At 65.9% G+C, this 19,116-nt stretch carries 16 protein-coding genes; 2 read left to right on the plus strand and 14 right to left on the minus strand.

The genetic code is table 11. The features are described from left to right. Window positions 1-17: 17 nt before the first annotated feature. Window positions 18-1,136, plus strand: a complete 1,119-nt coding sequence (locus F8O09_RS03900; RefSeq protein WP_158053999.1) for a ketopantoate reductase family protein — start codon at window positions 18-20, stop codon at window positions 1,134-1,136. Between the two features lie 11 nt (window positions 1,137-1,147). On the opposite strand, the gene rbfA is transcribed toward F8O09_RS03900, so the two are convergent. The 9 genes from rbfA to F8O09_RS03945 all read right to left on the minus strand — a co-directional run bounded on the left by rbfA (window position 1,148) and on the right by F8O09_RS03945 (window position 12,851). After that, on the minus strand, window positions 1,148-1,603 hold the full coding sequence (rbfA, locus tag F8O09_RS03905) for a 30S ribosome-binding factor RbfA (protein WP_158030921.1): 456 nt from the start codon (window positions 1,601-1,603) through the stop codon (window positions 1,148-1,150). A 193-nt stretch (window positions 1,604-1,796) separates the two neighbouring features. Then, window positions 1,797-4,598 carry a translation initiation factor IF-2 gene (infB, locus tag F8O09_RS03910; RefSeq protein ID WP_158054000.1) on the minus strand — a complete coding sequence of 934 codons (2,802 nt, stop codon included), beginning with the start codon at window positions 4,596-4,598 and terminating at the stop codon, window positions 1,797-1,799. A gap of 233 nt (window positions 4,599-4,831) precedes the next feature. Continuing rightward, on the minus strand, window positions 4,832-5,794 hold the full coding sequence (gene nusA / locus F8O09_RS03915; protein WP_158030919.1) for a transcription termination factor NusA: 963 nt from the start codon (window positions 5,792-5,794) through the stop codon (window positions 4,832-4,834). A gap of 90 nt (window positions 5,795-5,884) precedes the next feature. Then, window positions 5,885-7,672, minus strand: coding sequence for a proline--tRNA ligase (locus F8O09_RS03920; protein WP_192497546.1), 1,788 nt, complete (start codon window positions 7,670-7,672; stop codon window positions 5,885-5,887). An 81-nt stretch (window positions 7,673-7,753) separates the two neighbouring features. Further along, window positions 7,754-8,128 (minus strand): hypothetical protein, encoded by a 375-nt coding sequence (locus F8O09_RS03925; RefSeq protein WP_158030918.1) that lies wholly within the window; start codon window positions 8,126-8,128, stop codon window positions 7,754-7,756. Further along, on the minus strand, window positions 8,125-9,255 hold the full coding sequence (gene ispG / locus F8O09_RS03930) for a flavodoxin-dependent (E)-4-hydroxy-3-methylbut-2-enyl-diphosphate synthase (RefSeq protein ID WP_158031788.1): 1,131 nt from the start codon (window positions 9,253-9,255) through the stop codon (window positions 8,125-8,127). Before ispG ends, F8O09_RS03925 begins: the two co-directional genes overlap by 4 nt. A gap of 123 nt (window positions 9,256-9,378) precedes the next feature. Further along, entirely contained in the window at window positions 9,379-10,716 is a 1,338-nt protein-coding gene (locus F8O09_RS03935) for a M50 family metallopeptidase (protein ID WP_158054001.1), read from the minus strand. Between the two features lie 54 nt (window positions 10,717-10,770). After that, entirely contained in the window at window positions 10,771-11,943 is a 1,173-nt protein-coding gene (gene dxr / locus F8O09_RS03940; protein ID WP_158054002.1) for a 1-deoxy-D-xylulose-5-phosphate reductoisomerase, read from the minus strand. Next, window positions 11,940-12,851, minus strand: coding sequence for a PP2C family protein-serine/threonine phosphatase (locus F8O09_RS03945; RefSeq protein WP_158054003.1), 912 nt, complete (start codon window positions 12,849-12,851; stop codon window positions 11,940-11,942). Before F8O09_RS03945 ends, dxr begins: the two co-directional genes overlap by 4 nt. Window positions 12,852-13,098: 247 nt before the next feature. Between F8O09_RS03945 and F8O09_RS03950 the strand changes: the two genes are divergently transcribed. Continuing rightward, window positions 13,099-13,491 carry an SIP domain-containing protein gene (locus F8O09_RS03950; RefSeq protein WP_158054004.1) on the plus strand — a complete coding sequence of 131 codons (393 nt, stop codon included), beginning with the start codon at window positions 13,099-13,101 and terminating at the stop codon, window positions 13,489-13,491. A gap of 90 nt (window positions 13,492-13,581) precedes the next feature. Here F8O09_RS03950 and F8O09_RS03955 read toward each other — a convergent pair whose 3' ends face one another. The 5 genes from F8O09_RS03955 to atpA form a co-directional block, all read right to left on the minus strand. Next, the gene (locus tag F8O09_RS03955) at window positions 13,582-14,478 is read right to left on the minus strand and encodes a YaaA family protein (RefSeq protein ID WP_192497547.1); all 897 of its coding nucleotides are present in this window, start codon (window positions 14,476-14,478) and stop codon (window positions 13,582-13,584) included. A 302-nt stretch (window positions 14,479-14,780) separates the two neighbouring features. Beyond that, window positions 14,781-15,047, minus strand: a complete 267-nt coding sequence (locus F8O09_RS03960) for a F0F1 ATP synthase subunit epsilon (RefSeq protein ID WP_158030912.1) — start codon at window positions 15,045-15,047, stop codon at window positions 14,781-14,783. Window positions 15,048-15,050: 3 nt separating this feature from the next. Then, on the minus strand, window positions 15,051-16,517 hold the full coding sequence (atpD, locus tag F8O09_RS03965) for a F0F1 ATP synthase subunit beta (protein WP_158030911.1): 1,467 nt from the start codon (window positions 16,515-16,517) through the stop codon (window positions 15,051-15,053). 26 nt (window positions 16,518-16,543) lie between these two features. Further along, on the minus strand, window positions 16,544-17,440 hold the full coding sequence (locus F8O09_RS03970) for a F0F1 ATP synthase subunit gamma (protein ID WP_158030910.1): 897 nt from the start codon (window positions 17,438-17,440) through the stop codon (window positions 16,544-16,546). A gap of 22 nt (window positions 17,441-17,462) precedes the next feature. Then, the gene (atpA, locus tag F8O09_RS03975; RefSeq protein WP_158030909.1) at window positions 17,463-19,100 is read right to left on the minus strand and encodes a F0F1 ATP synthase subunit alpha; all 1,638 of its coding nucleotides are present in this window, start codon (window positions 19,098-19,100) and stop codon (window positions 17,463-17,465) included. Between the last annotated feature and the right edge of the window lie 16 nt (window positions 19,101-19,116).

The raw sequence follows: 19,116 nt of genomic DNA on the forward strand, positions 1-19,116 counted from the left end.
CGCCGTAGAATCGCCCCATGAACGACGAGGTCACCCCCGCACAGACGCACGCTCCCCATCGCTCCAGCGACGCCTCTCCCGGCTCGGCGTCCTCTCCCGGTTCGGCTTCACCGGCACGCATTGCGGTCATCGGCTGCGGATCGATCGGGGGTGCGATGGCTGCGGCTCTCGATCGGGCAGGTCTCCAGGTCACCGTGACCGCTCGCGGTGCGCACCTGGCGGCGATTCAGCACGACGGGCTGCGAATGACCGGAGCGTTCGGCGACCATGTGGCGCACGTGCAGGCGGTGCCGGTGCTCGATGCGGCTCCCGATCTCGCCATCCTCACCACGAAGGCGCAGGATGCGGCAGCGGCGTTGGCCGACAACGCCGCGTGGCTGCGCGGTGTGACGCTGCTGGTGGTGCAGAACGGAGTCGAGGGCCCCACCACCGCCCACGAGGTGGTCGACGGGGCGAGCGTGCTAAGCGGCACCTCGTCGATCGGTGCCAATGTGCCTCGCCCTGGCGTCGTGGACGTCACCACGCCGGGCCCGACAGTGGTGTGCCCCGGCCCCGGCAGCGATCTGACCGAGGCTCGACGGGTCGTCGCGCTGCTGCAGTCGGCGCTGCCCGCACGTGCGGTCGAGAACACCGACGGCGTGCTCTGGACGAAGCTGGTCGTCAACCAGGTCAACGCACTGCCTGCGATCACGGGGCTGAGCATTCAGCAGACGATCGCCGACGACCGACTGCGCCGAGTGCTGGTCGTCTCGATGCGCGAGGCCGTGCGGATCGCGCACGACTCAGGCATTCGCTTCGGCGGCGCTCAGGGGCTCGACGACAGCATGCTGACCGTGCTGGCCGAGGCACCGGCGGTCACGGCCGAATTCGTTCCGCTGCTGCTGGCTCAGCGCATGGGCGACGTGCCGAACACCGGCTCGACGCTGCAGTCAGTCGTCAGCGGCCGCCCCACCGAGATCGATCACCTGCACGGGGCGGTGGTGCGCGCAGCCGAGCAGATCGGCCGGCATGCGCCCGTCAACGCGCTGTTGGTGCGGCTCGTGCACGAGGTCGAGAACGCCGCCCGGAGCGTTGACGGCAGGCCGGCGTTCCGCACGATCGACCAGGTCTGGGCCGAGGTCGAAGACCTGCTCTGACCGAGGCTTGTTCAGGCCTGACCTGCCGATTCGTCCTCAGACTCTTCGCCCGGCTTGCGGTAGGGGTCGGCCTCGCCTGCGAAGCTCGACCCCTCTGAGGCCTTGCGTGCCGCATCGTCGCGCTCGTGCGCAGTCTGCAGCAGCGCTTCGATGTGTGCGGCGTTCTCGGGAATGGCGTCGAGGATGAACTCGATCGACGGGGTCAGTCGCAGCTTGATGTTGCGCCCGATCTCAGTGCGGATCATGCCGGTCGCGCTGCGCAGCGCGGCCTCGGTGTCAGCGCGCTCCTCGTCTGTGCCGAGCACCGTGTAGAAAATGCTCGCGTGCTGCAGATCGCCGGTCACCTTCACGTCGGTCACCGTCACGAAGCCGAGTCGAGGGTCTTTGACTCCGCGATCAAGCGTCTGAGCGACGACGACCTTGATGCGGTCGGCGACTCGTTCTGCGCGGCCAGCGGTCTGAGCCATGATGTTCTCCTCGGTTCGGTCTGTCGGGGCGATGGTGTCGGCCCCGTGTCGATGGTAGTTCACTCCCGGTCTCGCCGTGAACTGTGCGCAGAACGGTGGTCGCGGGGTGCGGCCGGTGACAGAGAAGCGCCCGCACCGCCGGATTCCGGTGGTGCGGGCGCTTCGGTCAGAGCCTCAGCCGCTCAGGCGGGGTTCAGTCTCGCGGCTTCTCGCGCATCTCGTAGGTCTCGATCTCGTCGCCGACCTGGATGTCGTTGAAGCTGCCGAGCCCGATGCCGCACTCGACGCCCTTGATCACCTCGGTGACGTCGTCTTTGAAACGACGCAGCGATTCGATCGTGAGGTTGTCGCCGTGCACGACGCCGTCGCGCAGCACGCGCGCCTTCGAATTGCGCGTGACCTTGCCGGTCTGCACGAGCGTACCGGCGATGTTGCCGAACTTCGACGAACGGAAGACCTCGCGAATCTCGGCCGTACCGGTGTGCACCTCTTCGAACTCCGGCTTGAGCAGGCCCTTGAGTGCCCCCTCGATGTCGTCGATCGCATCGTAGATGACCGAGTAGAACCGGATGTCGACGCCCTCTTTGTGCGCGGCCTCACGAGCCTTGCCGTCAGGACGCACGTTGAAGCCGATGACGATCGCGTTGTCGACCGTGGCCAGGTTGACGTCGCTCTCGGTGATCGCGCCGACACCACGGTGGATGATGCGCAGCTGCACCGAGTCGTCGACCTCGATCTTGAGCAGCGACTCCTCCAACGCCTCGACGGCACCGGAGACATCGCCCTTGATGATGAGGTTAAGGGTCTCGACCTTGCCTTCTTCGAGAGCCTTGGTGAAGTCTTCCAGGCTGATGCGCTTGCGGCTCTTGGCGAGCAGGGCGTTGCGCTGGGCGGCTTCACGCTTCTCGGCGATCTGACGGGCCGTACGGTCGTCTTCGGTCACCAGGATGTTGTCGCCGGCGCGGGGCACCGAGGTGAGCCCCAGCACCTGCACCGGACGTGATGGCCCGGCATCCTGCATGTTCTCGCCGTTCTCATCGAACATGGCGCGCACACGACCGTAGGCGGTGCCCGCAACGATGGCGTCTCCGACGTGCAGGGTGCCGTTCTGCACCAGCACGGTGGCGACCGCACCGCGACCCTTGTCGAGGTTCGCCTCGATCGCCACGCCGCGCGCCTCACGCTCGGGGTTCGCGACCAGATCGAGCCCGGCATCCGCCGTCAGCAGAATCGCGTCGAGCAGATCGTCGATGCCGATGTTGCTCTTGGCCGAGACGTCGACGAACATCGTGTCGCCGCCGTACTCTTCGGCGACCAGGCCGAACTCGGTCAGCTGCTGGCGGATCTTCGCCGGATTCGCATCGGGCTTGTCGATCTTGTTGACGGCGACCACGATCGGAACGTCAGCGGCCTGGGCGTGGTTCAGCGCCTCGACCGTCTGCGGCATCACGCCGTCGTCAGCGGCCACCACCAGCACGGCGATGTCTGTCACCTTGGCACCGCGGGCACGCATGGCGGTGAACGCCTCGTGACCAGGGGTGTCGATGAAGGTGATGGCACGTTCGTGACCCTCATGCTCGGTCTCGACCTGGTAGGCACCGATGTGCTGGGTGATGCCGCCGGCCTCGCCTGCGAGCACCTTGGTATGCCGGATCGCATCGAGCAGTCGCGTCTTACCGTGATCGACGTGACCCATGACGGTCACCACCGGAGGACGCTCCACGAGATCTTCGGGATCGTCGGCGTCTTCGAGGTCGATGTCGAACTGCTCGAGCAGCTCTTTGTCTTCGTCTTCAGGGCTGACGATCTGGATCTTGAAGCCGAGCTCGGCTCCAAGCAGCTGGAACGTGTCTTCGTCGAGCGACTCGGTGGCCGTGGCCATCTCGCCCAAGTGGAAGAGCACGGTGACCAACGATGCCGGGTTCGCACCGATCTTGTCGGCGAAGTCGGTCAGCGAGGCACCGCGACGCAGACGAATGATCTGCTCGCCGTTGCCACGTGGCACCTTGACGCCGCCAAGCGTCGGGGCCTCCATCTGCTCGAACTCTTGCCGTTTCGTGCGCTTCGACTTGCGAGACTTGCCCGAGCGGCCTCCGCCGCGTCCGAACGCACCAGCTGTGCCGCCACGACCGCGACCGCCGGGGCCGGGACGACCGCCGCCACCGCCGCGATTCGCGAAGCCGGAACCGGGACCACCACCCTGACCAGGGCGATGCGGCCCACCGCCGAAGCCGCCCTGACCGGGACGCGGCCGAGCGCCGCCGCCCTGGCCGACGCGGTGCGGACCGCTGCCGCTGCCAGCGCCGCGACGCGGACCGAAGCCCTGCCCCGGACGCGGAGCGTGCGGACGAGGACCGCCGCCGGCACCGGGACGCGGGGCGTGCGGACGAGGACCCGGACGGGGACCGCCGCTGTGTTTGGGCGAGAACGGGTTGTTCGCCGGTCGTGGTGCGCGCGGGCGCGGAATCGAACCGGGCGAAGGCCGCGGGATCGGCGAATGCGGCTTCTGCCCGTCGGAGTCAGACGCGCCTGCCTCTGCGGCCTGCGGGGCCGGACGAGCCGGTGCCGGAGCGGCAGGGGTGCGCTTCTCGGCAGCGGGCTTCGGCGCCGCCGGATGAGATGCCGGTGCAGACGAAGCCGGCTGAGCCGAGCGCCCGGGACGAGCGGCTCTGGGAGCCGGGCTGGGCGTCTTGGCCGGAGCAGATGCCGTATCGGCCTCGGCTGCTGACTTCGCAGCAGTCGTGCGGGCGCCGGGCTTCGGCGCCGAGCTCTTCGCCGCCGTGCTGCGAGCAGCAGGCTTCTTGGCCGCGGCGGGCTTCTTGTCGTCTGCGGATTTCTGCTGCGGGAAGGCAGCCTTCAGTTTGCGCACGACTGGTGGTTCCAGGCTCGACGAGGGGCCCTTGACGAACTCTCCCATGTCGTTGAGCTTGGCCAGCAGCTCTTTGCTCGTGACGCCGAGTTGCTTCGCAATCTCGTGTACGCGTGGTTTTGCCACAATTCTCCTGTCTCAGGTCTGCACCCGAGAGCGGGAGCAGACAATTACCTCTGACGTCTCATTTCGAGCCGTTCATTATGCGTCCATAAGCCGAATCAGCCTGTTCTGTGTGGATTCCGACATGCACATCGGGCACATGTCCAGTACGTCATCCTAGCGTGTTCTGGCTCAGACGCACAGCACCGGCGTGCCGTCTCGTGAAGACGGACACGCCGGCGCCTCGCGAAACCGAATCAGTTGTCGGCTTGGATGTCGATCTTGGCTCCGGTGAGCTTGGCCGCGAGACGGGCGTTCTGCCCCTCTTTTCCGATGGCCAGGGAAAGCTGGCTCTCTGGCACGAAGGCCCGCACGGCCCGCTGATCGGCGTCGAGCACCTCGGTGCGCGTCACCTTGGCGGGCGAGAGCGCACTCGCCACGAAAGCACCCAGGTCGTCGTTGGAGTCGACGATGTCGATCTTCTCGCCGTTCAGCTCTGCGGTCACCGCGCGCACACGCTGCCCCAGCTCGCCGATGCAGGCGCCCTTGGCGTTGATGCCGGGCTCGGTCGCACGAACCGCGATCTTGGTGCGGTGACCCGCCTCACGTGCGAGCGAGGTGATCTCGACGGCACCGGCGTGGATCTCAGGCACCTCGAGCTCGAAGAGCCCGCGAACCAACCCTGGATGGGTGCGGCTGACGGTGATGGTCGGCCCCTTGGCCGTGCGTGCGACCTGCGCGATGAACACGCGCAGGCGATCACCGTGGCGGTAGTGCTCGCCGGGCACCTGCTCCTCGGGAGGAAGCACGCCTTCGGCCGACCCCAGGTCGATCGGTATCAGACGAGGATTCTGTCCCTGCTGCACCACGCCGGCGGCGATGGTGCCCTCGCGGTCTTTGTACTCGCCGAGCAGACTGTCGTCGGCCAGCGCGCGCAGGCGCTGGTTGATCTCCTGCCGGGCGGCGAGCGCGGCGACGCGCCCGAAGTCGTGCGGGGTGACATCGGTCTCACCGATGTCGTTGCCGTCTTCATCGGTCTGCCGTTCGAGAACGGCGACCTGCCCGGTCTTGCGATTGATCTCGACTCGGGCCGCAGACGTGTGGCCGGTGTGCTTCTGGTATGCCGTGAGAATCGCCTGCTCGAGAATCTCCAGCAGTTCGTTCAGGGGAATACCCTGTTCGCTCTCGAGAAGACGAAGTGCACTCAGATCGATATTCATACCGCCTCCTCTATTCAGCTGAGATGTTCAGTGTCGAACACCCTATCTTAGCGGGTCGTCAGCCCCGCCGTCGCCATGTGCGACGGCAGCTCAGTCGCGACCGAGACGACGACGCAGCTCAGCTACGGCATCCTCGAGCGCGATCGGCTGCTTCGTGCCGGCGCGACGATCCCAGAGCTCGAGCTGACCGTCGGCGAGACCTTTGCCCACCACGAGCACGTGCGGCATGCCCAGCAGCTCGGCGTCTTTGAACTTCGCTCCGGGCGAGACCTTGGGCCGATCGTCGAAGAGCACCTCGATGCCGACGCGCTCCAGCTCGTCGGCCAGATCGGAGCCGACGCGGTAGACATCGTCGCCCTTGCCGGTCGAGACGATGTGCACCTGGAACGGAGCGACCGCCTCTGGCCAGACCAGCCCTTTCTCGTCGCGATTCGCCTCGGCGAGAACGGCGAGCAGACGTGTGACCCCGATGCCGTACGACCCCATGGTCACAGTGACGAGTTTTCCGTTGCGATCGAGCACCTGCAGTCCGAGGGCCTCGGCATACTTACGACCGAGCTGGAAGACATGTCCGATCTCGACGCCGCGCGCAGCCCGCAGCGGGCCTGACCCGTCGGGAGCAGGGTCGCCGTCGCGCACGTTCGCCACATCTGCGATGCCGTCGGCGACGAAGTCGCGACCGGCCACGACGTGCAGCGCATGGCGGCGCTCGGCATTCGCGCCGGTGACCCACTCGGTGCCGGCCGAGACGCGAGGATCGACCAGATAGCGGATGCCGTCGACCGAACGCTCCCCCAGCGCGTAGGTGCCGGTGTCATCGGCCTGCGGACCGATGTACCCGCGCACCAGGCCCGGATGGTGCTCGAAGTCGGCCTCGACAGCGGGTTCGACCTCTGCCGGGGCGAAGGCGATCTCTGCACGCTTCAGATCGACGTCGCGGTCACCGGGCAGGCCGACGACCACGAGCTCGCGCTTGTCGTCAGGGTGTGTGAGAGCGAGCACGACGTTCTTCAGAGTGTCGCCCGCCTGCCACTGCCCGTCGTGTTCGTCTGCATATCGGTCGTTCAGCAGTGCGACCAGCGACTCGATCGTCGGGGCGTCAGGGGTGTCGACCGTCTGTGCCTCAGGCACGTGGCTGGCGTCGACCGGGTCTGCCGGATGCACGCTGACGGCCTCGACGTTGGCGGCGTAGCCGGCGTCGGTGTAGACGAAGGTGTCTTCGCCGATCGGCGACGGCGAGAGGAACTCCTCGCTCTTCGAACCGCCCATGGGCCCCGCGTCGGCCTTGACCGCGACGTATTCGACGCCCAGTCGGGTGAAGATGCGCTCGTAGGCGTCGCGCATGATCTGGTAGCTCTCATCGAGCCCCGCGTCGTCGACGTCAAACGAGTAGGCGTCTTTCATGACGAACTCTCGGCCGCGCAGCAGGCCGGCGCGAGGGCGCGCCTCATCGCGGTACTTGGTCTGAATCTGGAAGAGGCTGACCGGCAGGTCTTTGTACGACGAGTAGAGATCTTTCACCAGCAGCGTGAAGACCTCTTCGTGCGTGGGAGCCAGCAGATAGTCGGCCTCTTTGCGGTCTTTGAGCGTGAAGATGTTGTCGCCGTATTCGTCCCAGCGTCCGGTGACCTGGTAGGGCTCACGCGGCAGCAGGCCTGGAAAGTGCACCTCCTGCGAGCCGGCGGCCTCCATCTCGGCGCGCACCACGGCCTCGACCTTGCGCAGCGCGCGCAGCCCCAGCGGCAGCCATGCGAAGATGCCCGGCGCCTCGCGTCGGATGTAGCCGGCTCGCACGAGCAGTTTGTGGCCGGCCACCTCGGCATCGTTGGGGTCTTCGCGCAGGGTGCGCAGGAACAGGTTCGACAGGCGTGTGGGCACTGGGCTGGGTCTTTCTCTGAACGGTCTGGGCTGTTCGCTGTGAGCAGCCAGCTCTCATCGTACCGCGTCGGCCCAGTCGTCTCACATGAAGCGGTCGGGCAGGTTCTCCGGGTCTTTCTCAGGAGGCGGCCCTTTGAAACGAATTGCTGCGGCGAGCAGGATCACGATGCAGAGACCGTCGAGAATCCACCACAGCCACATCTGCATCTGCCAGAGCGGCAGGAAGACCAGCGCCACGAAGCTCAGGGCGACGCCCCATGCCCGATGCTGTGTGCGATACATCAGCGAGGCCATGATGATCGACATGACCACCACGGCCATGCCGAAGATGCGGTGCAGCAGCACCGCCTGACCGTCGAGCTGCACGAAGACGAGCACGATGCCGATGGCCGCCGACACGATGCCCATCGGCCGAAAGCCTCGCATGCCGTCGGGAACATGACTCTGATCACTCATGCCGTCACCACTTCCACTCCGGATCCTTCACTGGGCGTCATGCCCTCGGCAAGACGATTCGCCTCGGCGATGAGCGTCTCGACGATGTCGGCCTCGGGCACCGTCTTGACGACCTCGCCCTTGACGAAGATCTGCCCTTTGCCGTTGCCGCTGGCCACTCCGAGATCGGCGTCGCGAGCTTCGCCCGGGCCGTTGACCACACAGCCCATGACGGCCACGCGCAGCGGCACCTTCATGCCTTCGAGGCCCTCGGTGACGCGTTCGGCCAGCGTGTAGACATCGACCTGGGCGCGGCCGCACGACGGGCACGAGACGATCTCGAGCTTGCGCTCTCTGAGGTTCAGCGACTCCAGAATCTTCAGGCCCACGCGCACCTCCTCGATCGGCGGAGCCGAGAGCGACACACGGATCGTATCGCCGATGCCCTGTGCCAGCAGCACGCCGAACGCGACCGACGACTTGATCGTGCCCTGGAACGCCGGCCCTGCCTCGGTCACACCGAGGTGGAGCGGCCAGTCGCCCTGTTCGGAGAGCATGCGATAGGTCTCGATCATCACGACGGGGTCGTGATGCTTGACCGAGATCGCGAAGTCGTGAAAGCCCACCTCTTCGAAAAGCGACGCCTCCCACACGGCAGACTCGACCATGGCCTCCGGAGTGGCCTTGCCGTACTTCTGCATCAGTCGTTTGTCGAGCGAGCCGGCGTTGACGCCGATGCGCAGCGCGACCCCGGCATCTGACGCCGCCTTGGCGATGTCGGCGATCTTGTCGTCGAATTTGCGGATGTTGCCGGGATTCACGCGCACCGCGGCGCAGCCCGCCTCGATCGCCTGAAAGACGTAGCGAGGCTGAAAGTGGATGTCGGCGACCACGGGGATGTTCGACTGCTGCGCGATGATCGGCAGCGCGTCGGCGTCGTCCTGACTGGGCACGGCGACGCGCACGATGTCGCAGCCCGCTGCGGTGAGCTCGGCGATCTGCTGAAGTGTGCCTCCGATGTCGGTGGTCTTGGTGGTGCACATCGACTGCACGCTGATCGGAGCGTCACCGCCGACGGCGACCTTTCCGACCTGGATCTGACGGGTCTTGCGTCGGGGCGCCAGCACGCGGGCCGGCCCCTTGGGCATCCCGAGATCGACAGCGGTCACGATGGCCTCCTTCATTCGGCGCGCGATGCGCCGATGCTCTGCAAGTCTAGAACGCCCGACCGATTCGATCTGCTGAGGTCGGGCTGATGGGTGTCAGCCTCGTCAGCCGAGCACCTGGATGGGTTTCACGAGGTCGGCGTAGATCAGCAGCACACCCATCAGGGTGAGCGCGCCGAAGACGACCAGGGTGAGCGGCATCAGGCGGGCGGTGTCGAACGGCCCTGGGTCTCGACGCCCGAACAGTCGCGCGAGGCGGCGACGCAGCCCCTCGTAGAGTGCCCCGACGATGTGCCCGCCGTCGAGCGGCATCAGCGGAATCATGTTGAACGCGAAGAGCGCCACGTTGAGCGATGCGGCCAGACCGACCAGGCTGGCCACCTTGTCGGTCACGCCGATCTGGTCGCTCGAGGTGAGCTCACCGGCGACCCGGCCGACGCCGACGATGCTCATCGGCCCGTCGGGGTCGCGGGCTTCGCTGCCGAAGGCGGCCTGGGCGGCTCCGACCAGCTTCTGCGGCATCGAGATGATGCCCTCCCACGCCAGCTGCAGGTTGTCCCGCATCGCTGGAACGGCTGCGGTCACCGGCTGACGCACGCGTTCTGACGTGGGTGTGATGCCGATGAAGCCGACCGTCTCAGTCTTTTTCTGCCCGTCGGCGTCGCGTTCGACTCGTCCGAACTTGTCGTAGACGAATCGCTCAACCGGCTGCGGCGTCAGGCTCACCGTCTGCACCTGCCCGTCGCGAAGCAGGGTCACGCTGACCGTCTGTCCGGCGAGCGGCTGCACGATCGACTGCACGTCGCTCCACCGTTCGACGTCTTCGCCGTTGATGACGAGCAGCTGGTCTCCCGGCTTCAGGCCGGCTTCGGCACCGGGTGCCGACGGGTCGTCGGGTCGGCAGTCGCTGCGCTGCTCGGTCGTCGGCAGCACGCACTGGCTGACGCTCGACAGCGACGTCGTCGACTGCACCGTGCCGAAGGCGCTGACCAGCACGGCGTAACAGACCAGAGCGATGATCAGGTTCATCAGCGGCCCGCCGAACATGATCAGCAGTCGCTTCCAGACCGCCTGTCGGTAGAACGCCCGATGCTCTTCGCCGGGCGGGATGGTCTCTGCGCTGGCACGCCGTGCTCCGCGCACCATCTCGGCCAGTCGCCCCCGGGAGACCCGCACCGGCTCGCCGTCCGGCCGCGCGTCTCGGGCCGGCGGGTACATGCCGATCATCGAGATGTAGCCGCCGAGGGGAATCGCTTTGAAGCCGTACTCGGTCTCGCCTCGCCGCCACGAGAAGAGCGTCGGCCCGAAGCCGATCATGTACTGGTTGACGCGAATGCCGAAACGCTTGGCCCAGAAGAGGTGCCCCAGCTCATGCAGGGCGATCGACGCTGCCACGACGAAGGCGATCGCGACGATGCCGATGATGTACCAGAGAACCTGCATGATGACCGAGCCTAGACCTGATTGCTGTGAGCGAGCTGACGATTCGAGACGTGCTCAGACCTCGCCGAATGTGGGTGCACCGATGCCGGCGACGACGGCATGCGCTGCTCGTCGTGCCCACCGATCCGCGGCGAGCACGGCCTCGACCGTGAGCTCGGCATCCGGCTGACGCCACTGTTCGAGCACCCGGGAGATGCCGTCGACGATCGTGGCGAAGCCGATGCGACCGGCGAGGAACTCGGCCACCATGACCTCGTTGGCGGCGTTGAAGACCGCCGGCCAGGTGCCGGCGCGCTCCCCCACCTGCTTCGCGACGCGTACCGCCGGAAACGCGTCGTGATCGATCGGCTCGAACGACCACTGCTGCACCTGCGACCAGTCGACGGCGGGCACTGCGTCGGCAAGCCGGTGCGGCCAGTCGAGCGCCATGCTGATCGGCAGTCGCATGTCTGGCGGCGAGATCTGTGCGACCGTCGCACCGTCGACGAACTGCACCATCGAGTGCACGATCGACTGCGGATGCACCACGGCGTCGATGCGTTCGTACGGCATGTCGAAGAGGTAGTGGGCCTCGATGATCTCGAGGCCTTTGTTGACCATCGTCGCCGAGTTGACGGTCACCAGCGATCCCATGTTCCAGGTGGGGTGCCGCAGTGCCTGCTGCGGCGTCACGTCTTCGAGTTCGGCTCTGCTGCGCCCCCGGAACGGGCCGCCGGATGCGGTGAGCACGAGTCGCGAGACCTCGTGGCGACTGCCGGAGCGCAGGCACTGAGCGATCGCGGAGTGCTCGGAGTCGACGGGCACGATCTGCCCGGGTGCGGCTGCCGCCGCGACCAGGTCGCCGCCGATGACCAGGCTCTCCTTGTTGGCCAACGCCAGCGTCGCGCCGCAGCGCAGCACGGCCAGTGTCGCCGCCAGACCCGCTGCGCCGTCGATGGCGTTCAGCACCACGTCGGCCGTCACCTCGCGCACCAGCCGCACGGCGGCATCCGCACCATGGCGAATCGTGACCGACGGGTCGACGCGACCGGCTTCGCGCTCGTCGACGCTCGTTTCGGCGACGGCGAGATCACGACAGCCGTGACGCCGGGCCAGGTCGCGAAGAGCTGTGGTGTCATGGCCTGCGGCAAGGCCGACGACCTCGAACCGATCAGTCGCAGCGATCAGCTCCGACGCCTGTCTGCCGATCGACCCGGTCGCGCCCAGAATGATGACTCTGCGGCTCATTCGGCGCCGTCGCCTCGCCTCTCGACGCTCTCGGCCGGTGCGACCTTCTCCGTTGCCTGTGGCGTCTCAGGCTGTGCCTGAGGCTCGGCACCCGATGTCGGCTCTGTCGTCTGATCCTCGTCCGATGCCGCAGACGGCGCGGTGACAGTGGAGTCGACGACGATCACCGAGACGTTGTCGCGCCCGCCGTTCTCGAGGGCCTGCTCGACGAGCCGCTCTGCGGCGACGAACGCTTCGTCGTTGTCACGCAGAATCTCTTCGATGCGTTCGTTCGAGACCTCTTTCGTGAGGCCGTCGGAGCACACCAGCAGCCGCACCTGAGGCACGAGGTTGAGATGCCAGAAGTCGGGCCGCGGATCCATGCCGAAGCCGATGGCGCGCGTGATCGAGTTGCGCGCCGGGTGGCGTTCGGCGTCTTTCTCGCTGATCTGCCCGCTGTCGACCAGCCCCTGCACGACCGAATGGTCATGCGTGACCTGACGCAGCTGCCCTTCGTAGAAGCCGTAGGTGCGCGAGTCGCCGATGTTGAAGACGAGCCAGCCGGGCTCGTCTTTGACCACGTCGAACGCCACACCGGTGACCGTCGAACCTGACTGCCCACCCGATGCGGCCGAGATCTGCTCGACGTCTTCGCTGGCGCGTCGCAGCGCCGCATAGATGTCTTGTGGCTGAGGATCACGCTCGAGCTGCGAAAGCTCTTCGACGATGGCTGCCGATGCCCGGTCGCCGGCTTCGTGCCCGCCCATGCCGTCGGCGACGGCGAGCACCGCTTCGGTCGCGACCACACTGTCTTCGTTCCGCTGACGCAGCAGGCCCGTGTCGGTCAGCGCCCCCCAGCGGGCACGCAGCCGGCTGCCGTCTGACAGTCTCGTCTCGAAGCTGCCTTGTGCAGCGCCAATCAGGGTCATCGATTGCCTTTCCCAGTGGGATTAGAGATGTCTCAGGCGCGGCGGCCAGGCCTCCGGCGAAGACAGACACCTGTCTCAGTCTACGGGTGATCGCCCAGATCAGCCTGTCGACGGGCGCAGTCGCACGCGAACCGACGCTGATATTCAGCAGATGATCACCCCTGATCATGCATGGATCCCGCTCAACACGCTCTTTTCACAGCGAGTCTTCCCTTTTGAGGGTCACCTAACCTAGACTGTGGTCGTTATGAGTATCGAGTATTCAGCGTCAGCGTGGCATCCTTCGCAGTCACGGCGCTTCATGATCGCCGGAGACGACAGCGACCTCGCTGTGATCCAGCTCATGCTGTCAGCTCTGCCCCAGCGTGCCCATGGCCAGGTCTTCATCGAATACTCGCCCGAACACTCCGAGCCCGTCGTTCTGCACGGGCCGACACGCGTGAGCGTGCACTGGATTCCCACTCGCCACGACGCGCATGGCGAAGCCCTCGCGCAGGCCATCGATCTGTGGCGCAGCGAGTTCCTGACCGCGCCCGACTTCGACGACCCGAGCGAGTTCAAGGTCTGGATCGGCTGCGCCAGCTGCCCGATCGTCGCCGAGCTCAATCGCCAGATCGAATCGCAGATCCAGCCGCTCTGAGCGCACGTTCGGTCTGGCGGCGCATACAGTTTCACGATCTTTCGGTGAAAGCCGCTCCACAGGTCGTCCTCAGACGATGCTGGGCCGTTCTCACTCTTCCCTGATCTCCAGCAGCCAGTCAGTGCCCTCACCGCCACAGATGAGTCGCGCCCCGATACGATCGGCCGCCGCGACCAGCAGTGACTGATCGCTCTCGGTTCCCGTCGCCTCCGCCGCACGCTCTTCGGCACACTCGACCAGAGCCCGGGTGAACGCGCCCTTCGACTTCTTGTTGAAGTGATTCAGCGGCCGATGCCGCCCGTCTTCGTCGCGCACCACGACTTCGACGACGTGGGCGCGCGGATGCTTCGGCAGAGGTGCGAGCGCCGCGTAGGCCTTGGAGCGCAGGTCGATCACAGTCGCTCCGTCTGCGAGCAGGCGGTGCAGCACGGCCGCGCACGGCTCGTGCCAGACGGCGCTCAAGTCGTAGACCGACTTTCGGGTGCCGGCGGAAAGCCGGTAGGCCGGGATCTCGTCACCGAGCGAGATGAGGCCGAACAGAGCAGACTGCACGAAGACGTGATCACTGAGCCAAGCGCGCATCTGTGGGGTCAGCGTCTGCTCACCGATCGCGTCGTAGAGCACGCCGGTGTAGCGCTGCAGGGCAGGTTTCGTGGCTGCCTCGGCAAGGTCGCGATCGTCTTCGAGTGAGCGGGCCTGGCGCGCAGTCAGGCGCAGCGCCTGCGCCGCCGCATCGGGATCTCGGCAGAGCTGAGTCAGCCAGCCGATCGTCTGTCTGCGTGCAGCCGTGAGTTCTGGTGCGAACGAGAGCCGTGCGGTGTCGAGTGCGAGCCCGCTGCCGCCCGTGGACTTGGTCTCGCTCGGCGGCAGCAGCAGCATGATGCCGGCTCTTCGCCTCAGAGGGGCAGCAGTGTGGGCTTCGGGACGCTTTGCATCGGCCTGGCCGACAGACGGAATGCTGGGTGCGGCGTCTTGCCTGATCGACATGCCTCGTGGTCTCCTCATCAGTGCAAATTTCTGGGTGAGCAACACGGTTCGCTCCAGATGACTACGGTTCGCTCGGATTCACTTGATTTCGAGCGAACCGTGGCGGTCCCGAGCGAACCGTGCCGGTCCTCTGTCCAATCCGTGGCGGCAGGTGCAGCCGGCGGCGGCCGGGTGCGTTAGGGCAGAATGCAGTCCGTGGCCGCAGCCAGGCACCTGCCACACAGCAGCAAGAAGGGCGCCCACCCAGAGGTGGACGCCCTTCAGACACATCAGAGCAGAGCACTCGGCTCCGGCCGGTGAGCTCAGGCAGCGAGCTCGGCCACGCGAGCGACGACTCGCACAGCGTGGCGCTCGACCGAGAGGAAGCCGTCAGCGGCGGTCGCCTCGACCGTCTTGCCGTCTTCCAAGGTCACTCGAACGGGGCCATCGCCCAGCACGGCCAGCAGAGGCTCGTGGCCAGCCAGAACGCCGATCTCGCCCTCGATGGTGCGGGCGGTGATCTGCGTGGCACGGCCAGACCAGATGAGCTGCTCTGCCGAGACGATCTCGACGTCGAATGACTGAGCCATGGTTTACTCTCCGAGTTCCTTCTTGATCTGATCCCACTTGCGGAACACATCGTCGAGCGGGCCGACGTTGTAGAAGGCCTGCACCGGGATGTTATCCACCTCGCCGTCGGCGATGGCGCGGAAGCCCTCGATCGTGTCTTTGATCGGCACGGTCGAACCCTCGACGCCCGTGAACTTCACGGCGGTGTAGGTGTTCTGCGACAGGAACTGCTCGATGCGACGTGCGCGCTCGACCACGATCTTGTCTTCTTCAGAGAGCTCGTCGACACCGAGGATGGCGATGATCTCCTGGAGTTCCTTGTTCTTCTGCAGGATCTGCTTGACGCGGATGGCCACGTCGTAGTGCTCCTGACCGACATACTGCGCATCGAGGATGCGCGAGGTCGAAGCGAGCGGATCCACAGCGGGGTACAGACCACGGCTGGCCAGGTCACGGGTCAGGTTCGTCGTCGCATCGAGGTGCGCGAACGTCGTCGCCGGGGCCGGGTCGGTGTAGTCGTCTGCGGGAACGTAGATCGCCTGCAGCGACGTGATCGAGTGACCACGCGTCGAGGTGATGCGCTCCTGCAGCAGACCCATCTCGTCAGCCAGGTTGGGCTGGTAGCCCACGGCCGAAGGCATGCGACCCAGCAGGGTCGAGACCTCAGAACCGGCCTGAGTGAAACGGAAGATGTTGTCGATGAACAGCAGGACGTCCTGGGCCTGCTCATCGCGGAAGTACTCCGCCATGGTCAGGGCAGAAAGCGCGACGCGAAGACGCACGCCCGGCGGCTCATCCATCTGGCCGAAGACCAAGGCGGTCTTGTCGAGCACCCCTGCGTCGTCCATCTCGTGGATCAGGTCGTTGCCCTCACGGGTACGCTCGCCGACACCGGCGAAGACCGAAACGCCGTCGTGGTCTTTGGCCACACGAGCGATCATCTCCTGGATCAGCACGGTCTTGCCGACACCGGCACCACCGAACAGACCGATCTTGCCGCCCTGCACGTAGGGAGTCAGCAGGTCGATGACCTTGATGCCCGTCTGGAACATCTGGGTCTTCGACTCGAGCTGGTCGAAACGCGGGGGCTCGCGGTGGATTGACCAACGCTTCTCGAAGGTGATGTCTTCGCCCTCGGCTGCGTTGAGCACGTCGCCGGTCACGTTGAACACGTGGCCCTTGGTCGCGTCGCCGACCGGCACCGTGATCGGTGAACCGGAGTCGAACACGACCTGGCCGCGCACGAGGCCGTCAGTCGGCTTCAGCGCGATGGCGCGCACGAGATCGTCGCCGAGGTGCTGAGCAACCTCGAAGGTGATCGTGTACGTCTCGGCGCCGACGGTGACCTCGGTGCTCAGAGCGTTGTTGATCGGGGGCAGCGCGTCGTGAGCGAACTCGATGTCGACCACCGGGCCGGTCACTCGCACGATGCGCCCGACGTTACCGGTGGCCTCGGCCGCCGGCGTCTGGGTGCTTGATGCAGTTGCCATGTCTCTCTTCTCTTCTGTGTCGTCGTCTAGTTGGCGAGGGCGTCGGCGCCACCGACGATCTCACTGATCTGCTGGGTGATCTCGGCCTGTCGAGCGTTGTTCATCAACGTCGAGTAGGTGCGGATGAGCTTGTCGGCGTTGTCAGAGGCCGACTTCATGGCCTTCTGGCGACTGGCGTGCTCGCTGGCTGCGGATTCGAGTCGCGCATGGTAGATACGGGATCCGATGTAGCGCGGCAGCAGCAGGCTGAGCACCTCGTCGGGATCCGGCTCGAACTCGTAGAGCGGCTCTTCGCGCTTCTCGGCTGGATCCGCACCCGCGTCGACGAGCTCGAGCGGCAGCAGCCGCAGCACGTCTGGAGTCTGCGAGACCCGGTTGAGGAACTTCGTGTAGACCAGATGAATCTCGTCCACGCCGCCCTCTGCCCCACCCTTGAGGTAGGAGTCGACCACTGCGGTGCCGATCTCATGAGCGACCTCGGTGCTCGGCTTGTCGGTGTCACCCGTCCAGCTGCGCACGAACTCGCGATCACGGAACTGGAAGTAGCCGACCGCCTTGCGCCCGATCAGGTAGAAGTCGACCTCACGCCCGTTCTGCCGAAGCATGTTGGCGAGACGGTCGGTCTCTTTCAGGATCGCTGAGGAGAAGGCACCGGCCAGACCGCGGTCAGAAGTGAACACGACGACCGCGCTGCGGCGGATCTGCTCCCGCTCGCGCAGCAGCGGATGATCGATGTCTCCCGACAGCGCCGCCACCGCACCGACCGCGCGAGTGATTGCCTCGTCGTACGGTCGGGCTGCGTCGGTGCGCTGCTGAGCCTTCTGAATGCGGGAGGCTGCGATGAGCTCCATGGCGCGGGTGATCTTCTTAGTCGTCTGAGCAGACTTGATCTTCTGCTTGTAGACGCGAAGCTGCGCTCCCATGTGTTACTCCCTCGTCTCTCGACTACTTGCTCTGCTTGACGAGCTTGGCCTGACCGACCTTGCTCGCGTCAAGCGCGGCGTCGTCTTCTGCGCCCGGAGCCGAGAGCCCCTGCACATCTGACTCGACGAAGTTCTTCTTGAACTCCGTCACAGCCGACTCAAGCTTCGCCTTGGTCTCGTCTTCGAGCTTGCCCGACTCGCGCAGCACGTCGAGAACGTCAGTGTTGCGCTTCAGGTAGTCGAGGAACTCGCCCTCGAAGCGCAGCACGTTCTCGACTGAAACGTCGTCGAGCTTGCCGGTGGTGCCCAGCCAGATCGACACGACCTGGTCTTCGACCGGGTACGGCGAGTACTGCGGCTGCTTGAGAAGCTCCGTCAGGCGCGCGCCACGATTCAGCTGCTGCTTCGACGCGGCGTCGAGGTCTGACGCGAACATTGCGAAGGCCTCGAGGTCACGGTACGAGGCGAGCTCGAGCTTGAGCGTTCCCGAGACCTTCTTGATGTGCTTGCGCTGAGCGTCGCCGCCGACTCGAGACACCGAGATGCCGACGTCGATGGCAGGACGCTGGTTGGCGTTGAAGAGGTCGGACTGCAGGAAGATCTGGCCGTCGGTGATCGAGATCACGTTGGTCGGGATGTAGGCCGACACGTCGTTCGCCTTGGTCTCGATGATCGGCAGTGCGGTCACCGAGCCGCCGCCAAGTTCGTCAGAGAGCTTGGCCGCACGCTCCAGCAGGCGGGAGTGTAAGTAGAACACGTCGCCGGGGTATGCCTCGCGGCCCGGCGGACGACGCAGCAGCAGCGAAACGGCACGGTAGGCCTCAGCCTGCTTTGACAGATCGTCATAGACGATGACGGTGTGCTTGCCCTGGTACATCCAGTGCTGGCTCAGTGCAGAACCGGTGTATGCCGAGAGGTACTTGAAGCCTGCCGGGTCTGACGCGGGCGAAGCGACGATGGTGGTGTACTCCATCGCGCCGGCCTTCTCGAGCGCAGCCTTCACGCTCGCGATGGTCGAGCCCTTCTGGCCGATGGCGACGTAGATCGCGCGCACCTGCTGCTTGGGATCGCCCGACTCCCAGTTCTTACGCTGGTTGATGATGGTGTCGATCGCGATCGCGGTCTTGCCGGTCTGGCGGTCGCCGATGATCAGCTGACGCTGGCCTCGACCGATCGGGATCATGGCGTCGATCGCCTTGATGCCGGTCTGCAGCGGCTCGTCGACGCTCTTGCGGCTCATCACGTTCGGAGCCTGCAGCTCGAGTTCGCGGCGGGTCTCTGCCTTGATCTCGCCGAGACCGTCGATCGGGTTGCCGAGCGGGTCGATGACTCGCCCGAGGAACTCGTCGCCGACCGGCACGGAGAGCACCTCACCGGTGCGCTCGACGCGCTGGCCTTCGGCGATGCCGACGAACTCGCCGAGCACGACGACGCCGATCTCATGCTCGTCGAGGTTCTGGGCGAGGCCCAGCACGCCGTTCTCGAAGCGCACCAGCTCGTTGGCCTGCACGCTCGGCAGGCCCTCGACGTGGGCGATGCCGTCGGCGGCACTGAGTACGTAGCCCACCTCGGCCTTCGTCGAGGAGGCTGGCTGGTACCCCTCGGCGAATTCCTTGAGAGCACCCCGGATCTCTTCGGGGCTGATTGCTACTTCTGCCATCATCTTCCTTACATTC

This window comes from Pseudoclavibacter sp. CFCC 11306, assembly GCF_008831235.1.
Taxonomy (GTDB): Bacteria; Actinomycetota; Actinomycetes; order Actinomycetales; family Microbacteriaceae; genus Pseudoclavibacter_A.